Genomic DNA, 12,442 nt, shown 5'->3' with positions numbered 1-12,442 from the left:
TGCGGAGCCTGGGGCGCCGGCTCCGCCCCAGGCCCCGCCGGCACCCCAGGCTCCGCAGGCCCCGCAGCCGCGTCCTTCGGACGGCCGCGACTGGGGCCGCGATGACCGGGGCCGTGATGACCGTGCCGGTCGTGACTGGGGCCGTGGCGATCAGGGCGGCCGTCCTGATCAGGGCCGTCCCGACCAGGGCCGTCCGGGCGGCGACCGCAACGACAATCGCAACGACAACCGTGGCGGCCAGGACTGGAACCGTGGCGACCGTGACCGCGATGGACGAGACCGGGATGGACGGGGCGGTGATCGCTACGGCGGATGGGATCGCGGCGGCTGGAATTCCGGCGGCTGGGATCGCCGGCACGAAGATCGCGGCCGGCCCGGCTATGGCGGCCAGTATCGCGACCGCGACCGTGGCCGCTCCTATTATGACCAGCGTTCCTACCGGCCCAGCTTCCACTCTTCACAGCGGTTCCGGCTCGGGGCCTACCGCTATCCGCGCGGCTGGTATGTGCGCAGCTGGACGTTCGGCGACTATCTGCCGGGCGGCTGGTACTCCAGCGCCTACTATCTGGACTGGTATCGCTACGGCCTGCCCCAGCCGCCGATCGGCTGCGAGTGGGTCCGGGTGGGCGATGACGCCATTCTGGTCGATGTCTGGAGTGGCCAGGTGCTGAGCGTCTATTACAGCCTCTTCTGGTAGCCGGACCTCCCGGATGATGACAGGGCTCCTCCATGCGGGGAGCCCTTTTTCATGGGCGAAACTACGGGATCTGGCTGCCCGGCGTGGCGCCTGCGCCGCGCACGCGCTAAAACCTGCGCGGGGGAGCGTCGCTGTCCTGGCAATGGTGCGCCGCACCTTGACGAAACGGCAAAAAAACGCTCAAACGCCCGGCCTTTGTCGCTCCGCCGTTGCGCGGTTCGGCCTGATTGACCAGTCCTTGGAGAAAAAACATGCGCGTCTATTATGATCGCGACGCCGACCTCGCCCGCATCTTGGACAAGAAGATCGCGATCGTAGGCTATGGTTCGCAAGGTCACGCGCACGCCCTGAACCTCCGGGACTCGGGTGCCAGCAACGTCGCCGTCGCCCTGCGCGCCGGCTCGGCCACGGCCAAGAAGGCCGAAGGTGAGGGCCTGAAGGTCATGACCGTGGCCGAGGCCGCAGCCTGGGCCGACCTGATCATGATCCTGGCTCCCGACGAGCACCAGGCCGCGATCTACAAGAACGACATCGCCCCCAACATCCGCGACGGCGCAGCCCTGCTGTTCGCTCACGGCCTGAACGTTCACTTCGGCCTGATCGAGCCCAAGGACACCATCGACGTGCTGATGGTCGCGCCCAAGGGCCCCGGCCACACCGTGCGCGGCGAATACCAGAAGGGCGGCGGCGTGCCCTGCCTGATCGCGGTGCATCATAACGCCACCGGAAACGCCCACGACCTGGGCCTGGCCTATGCCAGCGCCATCGGCGGCGGCCGCTCGGGCATCATCGAGACCAACTTCCGCGAAGAGTGCGAAACCGACCTGTTCGGCGAACAGGCCGTTCTGTGCGGCGGCACGGTCGAGCTGGTCCGCGCCGGCTTCGAAGTGCTGGTGGAAGCCGGCTATGCGCCAGAAATGGCCTATTTCGAGTGCCTGCACGAACTGAAGCTGATCGTCGACCTCATGTATGAAGGCGGCATCGCCAACATGAACTACTCGATCAGCAACACGGCCGAGTACGGCGAGTATGTCACCGGTCCGCGCATCATCACGCCGGAGACCAAGGCCGAGATGAAACGCGTTCTGGAAGACATCCAGTCGGGCAAGTTCGTCCGCGACTTCATGCTGGAAAACGCTGTCGGCCAGCCGAGCTTCAAGGCGACCCGTCGCCGTTCGGCCGAGCACCAGATCGAAGAGGTCGGTGGCCGCCTGCGCGACATGATGCCGTGGATCGCCAAGAACAAGCTGGTCGACCAAGCCAAGAACTAGGCCACGCAATCCAGTTAGCGACTCTGAAGCCCCCGGCCTTGCAAGGTCGGGGGTTTTTCATTTTCGGGCTTGCATCGGGGCGGATCGGGCCCAATAGTGAACCGAATGGTTCAGTATAAGTTCGCCCCGCTAGATGCCACCTTTGCCGCGCTTTCGGACGCCACCCGTCGGAGCGTGCTGGAGCAGCTCGGGCGCGGCGAGGCCTCGATCACGGATCTGGCCCAGCGGTTCGGCATGACCCTCACGGGCATGAAGAAGCACGTCGCGGTGCTGGAAAACGCTGGACTGGTGGTGACGGAAAAGACCGGCCGCGTCCGGACCTGTCGGCTGGCCCCGGGCGGGCTGGAGGCCGAGGCGGCATGGATCGAGAAGTACCGGCAACGTTGGGCGCTGCGCTTCGATGCGCTGGACGAGGTCGTCACGGAACTGAAGGCGCGGGAGGAAGCCAATGGCCGGAATGAACAAGACGGTGGTAGTACGGAAATCTGACCTGGAACTGGTCGTGACCCGGCTGTTCGACGGCCCGGTCGAGCTTGTGTTCGAGGCCTGGTCCAGGGCCGACCTCTTCCAGCGCTGGTGGGTGCCCAAGGCCCTGGGCGTGCCCCTGCGGGCCTGCGAGATGGATGTCCGCACCGGCGGCGGCTATCGCCTTGAGTTCGGCCTGGACGCGGCCAATGCGATGGCGTTTTACGGCACCTACACTGACGTCACCCCGCCCTCGCGCATCGTCTGGACCAATGAGGAGAGCGGCGAGATCACGGTGACGACCGTCATGTTCGAGGATCAGGGCGGCAAGACCCTTCTGACCCTCAGCGAGCTCTATCCCAGCAAGGCGGCCTGCGACGAAGCCCTGCAGGGCTCGGCGGCGGGCTTGCCGCTGCAGTTCGAGCAACTGGACGAGCTGCTCGCCGAAGGCGTGGCCTGAGCCCCGGCCGCGCCCGGTTTGGAACACAGACCCCGTTTCCGGCTTGCAGAGTCTCCGACCGCGCGGGAAGGTCCGCGCGGTCCCGTCCGGGAATGACGAAGGAGACGCCCCATGAAACGCCTGCTTGCCGCCCTGTTCGCCGGTGCCGCCCTGTCGGCCGCCGCCGCGCCGTCCATGGCCGCCGAGGTCGCCTACAAGCTCGACGAGGCCCATACCGAAACCACCTTCGTCATCGACCGCTTCGGCTTCAACTCGGTGATCGGCATCTTTGCGAAGTCGGAAGGCACGATCTGGCTGGATGAAGCCGCGCCGGAGAAGTCACGGGTCGAGGCGACGGTCTATGTGGACAGCCTGCTGTCTGCCAACACCACCCGCGACGAGCACCTGAAGGGCGAGCGCTGGCTGAATGCGGTCAAGTCGCCGACCATGACCTTCAAGTCGACCAAGGTGGAAAAGACCGGGGCAGACACTGCCAGGGTCACCGGCGACATGACGATCATGGGTGTGACCCAGCCGGTCACCCTCGACGTCAAGCTGAACAAGATCGGCAAGTCGCCCAACAGCCAGAAGCAGCAGGCCGGCTTCACCATCACCGGCACGGTCAGCCGCAAGGCCTTTGGCAGCGCGTCGGCCGCCGGGATGATCGGCGACAGCGTGGCCATCCGTATCGAGGCCCTCGCCGTCGCCCAATAGGGCCTGAAGCCGGACGCAGGGGCCGCTCTGCGTCCGGCCGGCTTGTCAGTGTGTCTCGTAGGCGCTCTTGCCGCCGCTGATGGCGAAGGCCTCCTCAGGCGACAGCACCAGCTTCTTGCGGCCGAAGGCGGCGAAATAGGCGATGCCGATTGCAAACCACACGGCGACGCCGATGACCCCGGCCCGATAGATGGGGTCTTTCAGCTGGTAGAAGATCGTTACCAGCGAGATCACCACCGTCAGGCCCGCACCCGCCAGGCCGAACTTGCTCCTGTACGGGCGCTCCATGTCCGGGAAGTTCCGGCGCAGCAGGATGAACGAGGCCCCCTGGGCCACATAGGACAGCATGGCCCCGAACACGGCCATGTTCAGCAGGGTGCCGCCGATCACGGCCGCGCCCTTTTCGGCTCCCATGATGAACCACACGGCCAGCAGGACGCCCAGGCCTGCGAGCGAGCCGGTGATCACCGCAACGTCCGGCGTCTTGCGCACCCCGTGGGTCACTGAGAGGGCACGGGGGAAGTAGCCGGCGCGCGACAGCGAGTAGATCTGCCGGCCATAGGCGAAGATGATGGCGTGGAAACTGGCCACCAGGCCCGCCACGGCTACTGCCGCGAGAACCTTGGCCAGGGCCCCGCCGCCATAGATGGCGCGGAAGCCGTCCAGGATCGGCTCGCCCGACTTGGACAGGGCAAAGGTTCCAGCCGGGATCGAAGCATTCAGCCACAGCACCAGCAGGGCCGAGACGATCAGGGTCAGCATGCCCAGGATAATGCCCTTGGGCAGGTCGCGCTGGGGCGTGTGGGATTCCTCGGCCGCCAGGGGAAGTTGCTCGATGGCCAGGAACAGCCAGACAGCAAACGGCAATTGAGCCAGGGCCCCACCAATGCCGGCCGGCAGGAAGGGGCCATGCCCCTCCGGCAACTCGGTTCCGCCGGGACCCACATTGAGGGCGTATCTGGCGAAGTCGGCGTGAGGCAGGGCGCTGACCCAGAACACGACAAGGCAGGCCAAGGCCAGCAGGGTGATGCCCACGGTGAACCGGAATGACATCGCCACGCCGCCGGCGTTCAGGCCGACGAAGACAACATAGGCCCCGATCCAGTAGAGCGGCTGGGCCCAGGCGGGAGTCTCGAAGATTCCGCCCAGATAGCTGCCGATGAAGAAGCACACGACAGCGGCCGTCAGCACATATTCGACATTCTCGCAGAGGCCGGTAATGAAGCCGCCCCAGGGGCCCATGGCCGAACGTGCGAAGCTGTAGGCCCCACCGGTATGGGGCTGGGCCGCCGCCATTTCGGCGATGGAGAAGGTCAGGCCCAGATACATCACCGTGATGATCAGCGTGGCTACCAGCATGCCACCCCAGCCCCCGACGCCCATGCCCAGGTTCCAACCCGAGAACTGGCCCGAGATCACCGCGCCGACGCCCAGAGCCCAAAGCGAGAATACGCCCGCGTATCGCTTCAGGCCCCGCTTGTCGAAATAGGCCGCATCGACCTTTTCATAACTGACGCCGCCCCCGGCTGCTGGTTCGCTCATCGTGGTCCCCCTGAATGCGAAGCTTCATCCAAGGTTGCGCGCGGGGCCGGGGGGCGGCGACTCCGGCAGGGCGGTAAACCGGCTTTCGGCGATTGGCGTTTACAATTTCGGCACCTGGAGCGGGCGGCGTGCAAAACCATGTCATCTCTGCCCGCGCCGCGGCGACCTTTTCGGTCCCTGCGCTAGGGCTGGGGCGAGAGCGCAGGCCTTGGCGGGGCCAGTTGGGCGGTGTCGCTCTCGTCCTTCAGGGCCACGCCGCTTTCGCCCAGGCGCAGTGCCTCACGCGCCAGCCACACCAGCTTGAAGGCAGCCTGTTCGTAGGACAGTCCTTCGGTGCGGATGTTGGAGACGCAGTTGCGGGCTTCATCGGTCAGGCCCACGCGCGGGGCGAAGGTCAGATAGGCACCCAGGCTGTCGGGTGAGGACAGACCCGGCCGCTCGCCGACCAGCAGCAGGACCAGTCGCGCACCGAAGATCTCGCCGACCTCGTCGCCCAGTGCCACCCGGGCCTGACGGGCTATGACGACAGGCCCCAGGCACCAGCCTTGCTGATGGACCTGGGGTAGCAGGGCGGCGATCAGGGGCGCGGCGTGGGTGTGGACAGCAGTGCTGGACAGGCCGTCGGCGACGACGATGACCAGATCCGCCGGCCCACGCGTCTGCAGTTTGAGAGCGTCGCGAGAGGTTTCCAACAGTCGCCGGCCAAGGTCAGGCCGACGCAGATAGGTGGCGCGATCTGGCGCAGCGCTGGCGACCTGCAGCGTCTCCAGGCCGAGGGAGGCGATGGCCTCGCCGACCGCCTGGGCCTCAAAGCTCGTATGCACCGCGTCGCGGGCCTGGGCGTGGGCCAGGGCGAAGGCCAGCACCTCTTGGGTGGGCAGGCTGGCGCCGCTGCGGCCCAGAGCAATGCGGGCGGGCGTGTGGGCGCGCAGGGCGCTCCATGGATCGGGCGGCACATTTGACGGTGGCCTGTTCATGCGCGCGCCGTCAGCAGGGGATGACCGGCGCTGGCCGGTGCCAGTCGACCGTCCGGGCCGGTGATCCGCAGGCGCGCCAGCCAGGCCTCAAACTCGGGTGCGCGGGTCTTGCCCAGCAGTTCGCGCACATAGAGGGCGTCGTGGAACGAGGTGGACTGATAGTTCAGCATCACGTCGTCGGCCCCCGGCACGCCCATGATGAAGGTCACTCCCGCCGTGGCCAGCAGGGTCAGCAAGGTGTCCATATCGTCCTGGTCGGCCTCGGCGTGGTTGGTGTAGCAGACGTCCACCCCGAGCGGCGCGCCCAGCAGCTTGCCGCAGAAATGATCCTCCAGCCCGGCCCGGATGATCTGCTTGCCGTCATAGAGGTACTCGGGGCCGATGAAGCCGACCACGCTGTTGACCAAAAGCGGTTCGAACGCCCGGGCTACGCCATAGGCACGGGCCTCAAGGGTCTGCTGGTCCACGCCGTGGTGTGCGCCGGCCGACAGGGCCGAGCCCTGACCGGTCTCGAAATACATGACGTTGTCGCCGATGGTTCCGCGCTTCAGCGACCGCCCTGCGTCGAGGCCCTCCTGAAGCAGCGAGAGGGTCACGCCGAAGCTGGCGTTTGCGGCCTGTGTCCCGGCGATGGACTGAAAGACCAGGTCAACCGGTGCTCCCCGTTCGACCAGTTCGATGGCGCTGGTCACATGGGTCAGCACACAGGACTGAGTGGGGATCTCGAAGCGCTGGATCAGGTCGTCCATCAGGCGCATCAGGTCACCCAGAATCGAGAGATTGTCGCTGGCCGGGTTGATACCGATCACCGCGTCGCCACAGCCATACATCAGGCCGTCCAGCATCGAGGCGGTGATCCCGGCGGGATCGTCGGTCGGGTGGTTGGGCTGCAGGCGAACCGCCATGGTCCCTGGCAGGCCGATGGTGTTGCGAAACCGCGTCGTCAACTGACACTTGCTGGCCGCCAGGATCAGGTCCTGGTTGCGCATGATCTTGCTGACGGCGGCCGCCATCTCAGGCGTCAGGCCGGGTGCCAGCCGGGCCAGGACGGCGGGCGTGGCGGCCTCTGACAAGAGCCAGTCGCGAAAGCCGCCGACGGTCAGGCCGGCGACCGGGGCGAAGGCGGCCGCGTCATGGGTGTCGAGAATCAGCCGTGTGACCTCATCGCGCTCGTAGGGGACCAGGGCTTCACTCAGGAAGGTGCTCAGCGGGGTGTCGGCCAGCACCATGCGGGCGGCGATATTCTGCTGGGCGCTGGTCGCAGCAAGGCCGGCCAGAACGTCGCCCGAGCGCAGGGGGGAGGCCTTGGCCATCAGATCGGCCAGGCCATCGAAGACGAAGCGGGTTCCAGCCACGGCGCGCGCATAGATCATGCTCAGACCCTGCCTGCTATCCGGCCCACCGACAAACAAAAGCGGGGGCGTGATCGCCACGCCCCCGCTGATGCCACACGGATGTTCAGCTGTTGCTACCAGACCCGCGAGCGGGCCTCCGGCGACAGATAGTAGGCCTCGCCCGGCTTGACGCCGAAGGCGGTGTACCAGGCATCGACATTGCGCGTCGGGCCGATCACACGGAACGACGAGGGCGAGTGCGGATCAGAGGCCATCTGCTGCTTCAGCGAGTCCGGACGTGACTTTTCCTGCCACGCCTGGGCGAAGGCCAGGAACAGGCGCTGGTCGCCGGTCATGCCGTCAATCACCGGCGCAGGCTTGCCGCCCAGCGAGGCGTGATAGGCGTCGATGGCGACCTGCAGGCCGGCGAGGTCGGCGATGTTCTCGCCCATGGTCAGCTTGCCGTTGATCTTGGCCCCCGGAACAGGCTCGTACTGGTCGTACTGCTTGCCGAGGATATCGGCCTGGGCCTCGAAGCGCTTGGCGTCTTCGGCCGTCCACCAGTCGCGGAGGGCCCCCTTGGCGTCGATCTTGCGGCCCTGATCATCAAAGCCGTGGCTGATCTCGTGACCGATCACCGCGCCGATGGCTCCGTAGTTCACGGCCGGGTCGGCTGCGGGATCGAAATAGGGGGCCTGGAGGATGCCGGCCGGGAAGACGATCTTGTTCTCGAGGCCGCCGTTGTAGGCATTGACGGTCTGCGGGGTCATCGCCCACTTGCTGCTGTCGACCGGCTTGCCCAGATCGCCGAGGGCATAGGCCCACTCAAAGGCGCTGCTGCGCTTGACGTTGCCGTAGAGGTCGGTGGCGTCGATCTTCAGACCCGAATAGTCGCGCCACTTGTCGGGATAGCCGACCATGACGTCCATCTTGGCCAGTTTGGTCTGGGCCTCGGCCTTGGTGGCGGCGGCCATCCAGGGCGCGCCGTCGATGCGGGCGGCCATGGCCTTCTTCAGATTGGCGATCAGCTCGACCATCTTGGCTTTGGATGATGGCGGGAAGTACTTGGCGACATAGGTCTGGCCGACGACCTCGCCGAGGCTGCCGTCCACCAGGACGACGCCGCGCTTCCAGCGGGGGCGCTGGGTCGACTGGCCGCTGAGGGCCTTGGTGTATTCAAAGCGGCTGTCGACGAAGCGCTTCGAGAGGTAGGGCGACATTTCCTGGATGGAATGGAAGGTCTGCCAGGCCTTGAGGGTCTCGAGCGGGGTCGCATTGTAAAGGGCGGCAATGTCGCGCACGGCGGTCTTTTCGCCCAGCACCGGCTTGGCGACATCCTTGATCCCGGCCGCGGCCAGATAGGCCGTCCAAGGGAAGTCCGGCGCATAGGCCGCGAGTTCGGCTTGGGTGACCGGGTTATAGACCTTGTCGATGTCGCGGCGATCGGCGACGGCCCAGCTGGCCTTGGCGATGGCCGTCTCAAAGGCCACGACATCGGCGGCGCTCTTGGCCGGATCGGCATAGCCGACCATTGTCAGGGCCCGCGCGATGAAGGCCGTATAGGCCTCCAGCTGCGGCTTGAAACCGTCGGTCAGATAGTAGTCGCGGTCGGGCAGGCCCAGGCCCGACTGGCCGATATAGAGGGTATTGATCTCGGGGTTCTTGGCGTCCGGATAGATATCCAGCGAGAAGATGTCGGACCCGACGCCGCCGTGCGCCCGGCCCATGGCCAGGGCGAAGTCGGCCTTGGTGGTGATCGCGGCGATCTTGGCCAGGTCAGCCTTCAGCGGTGCAGCGTCCAGCGCCTCAAGCCGGGCCTCGTCGATGAAGCTCTTGTAGAGCCCGCCGATCTGGGTCGAGGCATCGGCCGTTTCGATCAGGGTGCGCAGTTGATCCTGCGAGCGGTTGTAGACGTCGTAGCCTGCACCCGCCGAAGCCTGGTCAGAGGGGATCTCGGTGCGGGCCTCCCAGGCCCCGTTGACGTACTTGTCAAAGTTGTCGCCCGGCTTCACCGACTGATCGCGCGCCGTGAGGTCCACGCCCCAGGTCCCGTACATTGGCTTGGCCGGTTCAGCGGCAAAGGCGGCCGGAACGGCCAGTGACAGAACGACGGCCGAGCTCGCGGCCAGCAGTATCAAACGCATGATTATAGTCTCTCCCCGGATTGGCGCGGATGCTGCCCCAAGCGGGCCCGCAAAGCAGATGAAAACGCTGTAATGTGCGTGGATTCAGGCGAGAGCCTTGCGCAGTCCGGCCCAGGCCTGAGCTTTTTGTTCGAAGGTCACGGCGGCATGCGCCGGGCTGGAGGAGGGCAGGGCGAGGGTGCTCAGGGGGCGACCGACGCTTGCCAGCCCGCGCAGGCCCAACCGGGCCGCTGTTGCGCCGTTGAAGGCCACCGTCTCGAGCTGCGGCAGGGTGTCGATCAGGGCGGGCAGGTCATTGGCGGCGGGATCGAGAATTGCCGCATCCAGGCTGCCGCGGCGCTCGGCCTCGGCAATCACGTCCCACAATCCGACCTGCCGCTCCAGCAGGGCCTGCAGGCGGTCGGAATAGGGCAGAACCACCAGCGGCCGCTCAAGTACCTGTTCAAGCAGCCGCCAGAAGGTGTTGCGCGGGTTGCCGTAGTACTCGCCGGCGGCAAGCGAAGCCTCGCCGGGCAGGCTGCCGAGGATCAGCAGGCGGGTCCGGGCATCGACGACGGGCGGAAAGCCGCGCTTGCGCTCAGCGGCCATTGGGCGGGTCGTTCCGCAGCCAGCCGGTAACGGTCAGGCGCGGCGCGCCGGCATAGGGGGCTACGGGCGCCACCGAGTGGGCGCGTGGCACCCTGAACAGGGTCAGGACATTGAAGGCCGGGGCAAAGCCGCGCTCGACGTCGCCGTTGGCGTCATGGAACAGCAGCTGCCCGCCCCAGTCGGGCCGCCAGTGGCGGGTCAGGCCCAGGGTATAGGCCGCCAGCCGCTCACCCACGCCGGTATCATCGTGCAGGGTCAGGAAGTCGGCCGGACGATAGAGGGTGGCCTGGGCGTCGACCTTGGTGATCGTTGTCTCGCCGGTCACCGCTGCGCCGAAGGCGATGAAGTCGGGACTGTTGAGGAACGCCGTCAGGGCGTGGATCGGGTGCCCCGGATCGCGGCCGTCGACATAGGCGTTGATCATCGGATAGCCGAGATAGACATAGGCAAAGCCGCTGCGGGCCTTCAGCGTCGCTGCATGCAGCCGGCCGGCCACCGCATCCGGACCCAGCTGGGCCCGGCGCGCACGATCCATGATCTCGGCCCCACCGGTCTCGGTGGAGCAGATGACATCCCAGTCGAGGGTCTGTTCCAGGATACCGGCCAGACGGTCGACGACCGCCGGCTCGAACACCTCGGGGATACGCACCAGCCCGTCGCGGGCATAGGCCGGGGCAAAGGCCGCCGGATCCAGCGCCGGATTGAGGCGAAGGACCGGCGGTTCGCTCATCCTCAGCCCTGTTCGCCGAACACGCGGCGGAAGATCACGTCGACGTTCTTGGTGTGATAGCCGTAGTCGAACAGCTCTTCGAGAACGCTGTCCGACAGGGCCTTGGAGACTACGGGATCGGCTTTGAGGAAGTCGATGAACTTGCCTTCGCCACGCCACACCTTCATCGAATTGCCCTGCACGGCGGCATAGGCGTCTTCGCGGCTGACGCCTTCTTGCGTCAGGGCCAGCATGACCCGCTGCGAGAACACCAGGCCCCCGAGCTTGTCGAGGTTCTTGGCCATGTTCTCGGGATAGATGTTGAAGCGCTCAATGACGCTGGCCATACGGCGCAGGGCGAAGTCGAGGTGGACGGTGGCGTCCGGGCCGATGCCGCGCTCGACCGACGAGTGACTGATGTCGCGCTCATGCCAGAGGGCGACGTTTTCCAGCGCCGGGGTCACGGCCGAGCGGACCAGCCGGGCCAGGCCGGTCAGGTTCTCGGTCAGGATCGGGTTGCGCTTGTGGGGCATGGCCGAGCTGCCCTTCTGGCCCGGATCGAAGGGCTCTTCGGCTTCCAGAACCTCGGTGCGCTGCAGGTGGCGGATCTCGGTGGCCAGGCGTTCGATCGACGAGGCCACTACGCCGAGGGCGCAGAAATAGGCCGCGTGGCGGTCGCGGGGGATGACCTGGGTCGAAACCGGCTCGACCGTCAGGCCCATCATCTTGGCGACATGTTCTTCGACGCGGGGATCGACATTGGCGAAGGTGCCGACGGCGCCGCTGATGGCGCAGGTGGCGACCTCGAACTTGGCCATCGCCAGGCGCTCCTTGGCGCGCTGGAACTCGGCGTAATAGCCGGCGAGCTTCAGCCCGAAGGTGACTGGTTCGGCATGGATGCCGTGGCTGCGACCGACGCAGACCGTCATCTTGTGTTCCATCGCCCGGCGCTTGAGAGCGGCCAGCAGGAGGTCGACGCCCTCGATCAGCAGATCGGTGGAGCGCGACAGCTGGACGGCGAAACAGGTGTCCAGCACGTCGGAGCTGGTCATGCCCTGGTGCAGGAAGCGCGCCTCGGGGCCGACGATTTCCGACACGTGGGTCAGGAAGGCGATGACGTCATGCTTGGTGACGCGCTCGATCTCGTCGATGCGGTCGCTGTCCCAGACCGCGTCGCGACCCTTTTCCCAGATCGTCTCGGCCGACAGCTTGGGGATGACCCCCAGCTCGGCCATGGCGTCGGCGGCATGGGCCTCGATCTCGAACCAGATCTTGTACTTGGTCTGGCTGGACCAGATGGCGGCGGCTTCGGGGCGGGCGTAACGGCTGATCATGGACGGGGCGTTTCGGCCGATGGGGCCGGTGAGTCAAGGTAGTCTGGCGGAAACTTGCCCCCTCCGGGCCTTTCGGCCCTCCTCCCCCAGAGGGGGAAGATGACGTCAGCGCTTCTCATCTTCCCCCTTTGGGGGAGGAGGATGCGCAGCATCCGGAGGGGGCGAGTATCGTCCTGCCCTCAGGCCTGGGCCACCGCCCGTTCCTTCATGTGCTTGACCATGCCGATG

12 protein-coding genes are annotated in these 12,442 nt (G+C 66.5%); 5 read left to right on the top strand and 7 right to left on the bottom strand.

Features of this window, described 5'->3' with window-relative positions; all coding sequences use genetic code 11:
* The 5 genes from DBR10_RS01445 to DBR10_RS01425 all read left to right on the top strand — a co-directional run.
* Positions 1-697, top strand: a 697-nt coding sequence (locus DBR10_RS01445; RefSeq protein ID WP_233243160.1) for an RcnB family protein, incomplete at its 5' end; no start/stop codon positions are given.
* A 251-nt stretch (positions 698-948) separates the two neighbouring features.
* The gene (ilvC, locus tag DBR10_RS01440) at positions 949-1,968 is read left to right on the top strand and encodes a ketol-acid reductoisomerase (RefSeq protein WP_108505465.1); all 1,020 of its coding nucleotides are present in this window, start codon (positions 949-951) and stop codon (positions 1,966-1,968) included.
* A gap of 105 nt (positions 1,969-2,073) precedes the next feature.
* Entirely contained in the window at positions 2,074-2,457 is a 384-nt protein-coding gene (locus DBR10_RS01435; RefSeq protein WP_108489592.1) for an ArsR/SmtB family transcription factor, read from the top strand.
* Positions 2,417-2,893, top strand: a complete 477-nt coding sequence (locus DBR10_RS01430) for an SRPBCC family protein (protein ID WP_108505466.1) — start codon at positions 2,417-2,419, stop codon at positions 2,891-2,893. Before DBR10_RS01435 ends, DBR10_RS01430 begins: the two co-directional genes overlap by 41 nt.
* A gap of 111 nt (positions 2,894-3,004) precedes the next feature.
* Positions 3,005-3,586 carry a YceI family protein gene (locus DBR10_RS01425; RefSeq protein ID WP_108505467.1) on the top strand — a complete coding sequence of 194 codons (582 nt, stop codon included), beginning with the start codon at positions 3,005-3,007 and terminating at the stop codon, positions 3,584-3,586.
* 45 nt (positions 3,587-3,631) lie between these two features.
* Here the strand turns inward: DBR10_RS01425 and DBR10_RS01420 are convergent, their stop codons facing one another.
* The 7 genes from DBR10_RS01420 to purB all read right to left on the bottom strand — a co-directional run bounded on the left by DBR10_RS01420 (position 3,632) and on the right by purB (position 12,214).
* Positions 3,632-5,128, bottom strand: a complete 1,497-nt coding sequence (locus tag DBR10_RS01420) for an amino acid permease (protein ID WP_108505468.1) — start codon at positions 5,126-5,128, stop codon at positions 3,632-3,634.
* A 182-nt stretch (positions 5,129-5,310) separates the two neighbouring features.
* The gene (gene eutC / locus DBR10_RS01415) at positions 5,311-6,105 is read right to left on the bottom strand and encodes an ethanolamine ammonia-lyase subunit EutC (RefSeq protein ID WP_108490238.1); all 795 of its coding nucleotides are present in this window, start codon (positions 6,103-6,105) and stop codon (positions 5,311-5,313) included.
* Positions 6,102-7,478: an ethanolamine ammonia-lyase subunit EutB gene (locus DBR10_RS01410; protein WP_108490239.1), complete on the bottom strand. Its 1,377-nt coding sequence runs from the start codon at positions 7,476-7,478 to the stop codon at positions 6,102-6,104. Before DBR10_RS01410 ends, eutC begins: the two co-directional genes overlap by 4 nt.
* A 95-nt stretch (positions 7,479-7,573) precedes the next feature.
* On the bottom strand, positions 7,574-9,583 hold the full coding sequence (locus tag DBR10_RS01405) for a M13 family metallopeptidase (protein WP_108505469.1): 2,010 nt from the start codon (positions 9,581-9,583) through the stop codon (positions 7,574-7,576).
* Between the two features lie 84 nt (positions 9,584-9,667).
* On the bottom strand, positions 9,668-10,171 hold the full coding sequence (locus tag DBR10_RS01400) for a DNA-deoxyinosine glycosylase (RefSeq protein ID WP_108505470.1): 504 nt from the start codon (positions 10,169-10,171) through the stop codon (positions 9,668-9,670).
* Entirely contained in the window at positions 10,161-10,901 is a 741-nt protein-coding gene (locus tag DBR10_RS01395; RefSeq protein ID WP_108505471.1) for a 2OG-Fe(II) oxygenase family protein, read from the bottom strand. The genes DBR10_RS01400 and DBR10_RS01395 overlap by 11 nt, the downstream gene beginning before the upstream one ends.
* A 2-nt stretch (positions 10,902-10,903) precedes the next feature.
* A complete protein-coding gene (purB, locus tag DBR10_RS01390; protein WP_108505472.1) occupies positions 10,904-12,214 on the bottom strand; it encodes an adenylosuccinate lyase in 1,311 nt (436 codons plus the stop codon).
* Positions 12,215-12,442 lie beyond the last annotated feature (228 nt).

It is taken from the genome of Caulobacter sp. HMWF025 (genome assembly GCF_003060965.1).
GTDB lineage: Bacteria > Pseudomonadota > Alphaproteobacteria > Caulobacterales > Caulobacteraceae > Caulobacter.
Note: the sequence above shows the minus strand (reverse complement) of the source record. Positions and strands in the feature narration are given on the sequence as shown.

Coding starts and splice junctions, on each gene's coding strand:
- DBR10_RS01400 (WP_108505470.1), bottom strand. CDS start 10,171: ATGGCCGCTGAGCGCAAGCGCGGCTTTCCGCCCGTCGTCGATGCCCGG.
- ilvC (WP_108505465.1), top strand. CDS start 949: ATGCGCGTCTATTATGATCGCGACGCCGACCTCGCCCGCATCTTGGAC.
- DBR10_RS01395 (WP_108505471.1), bottom strand. CDS start 10,901: ATGAGCGAACCGCCGGTCCTTCGCCTCAATCCGGCGCTGGATCCGGCG.
- DBR10_RS01425 (WP_108505467.1), top strand. CDS start 3,005: ATGAAACGCCTGCTTGCCGCCCTGTTCGCCGGTGCCGCCCTGTCGGCC.
- DBR10_RS01410 (WP_108490239.1), bottom strand. CDS start 7,478: ATGATCTATGCGCGCGCCGTGGCTGGAACCCGCTTCGTCTTCGATGGC.
- DBR10_RS01420 (WP_108505468.1), bottom strand. CDS start 5,128: ATGAGCGAACCAGCAGCCGGGGGCGGCGTCAGTTATGAAAAGGTCGAT.
- DBR10_RS01435 (WP_108489592.1), top strand. CDS start 2,074: ATGGTTCAGTATAAGTTCGCCCCGCTAGATGCCACCTTTGCCGCGCTT.
- DBR10_RS01405 (WP_108505469.1), bottom strand. CDS start 9,583: ATGCGTTTGATACTGCTGGCCGCGAGCTCGGCCGTCGTTCTGTCACTG.
- DBR10_RS01430 (WP_108505466.1), top strand. CDS start 2,417: ATGGCCGGAATGAACAAGACGGTGGTAGTACGGAAATCTGACCTGGAA.
- eutC (WP_108490238.1), bottom strand. CDS start 6,105: ATGAACAGGCCACCGTCAAATGTGCCGCCCGATCCATGGAGCGCCCTG.
- purB (WP_108505472.1), bottom strand. CDS start 12,214: ATGATCAGCCGTTACGCCCGCCCCGAAGCCGCCGCCATCTGGTCCAGC.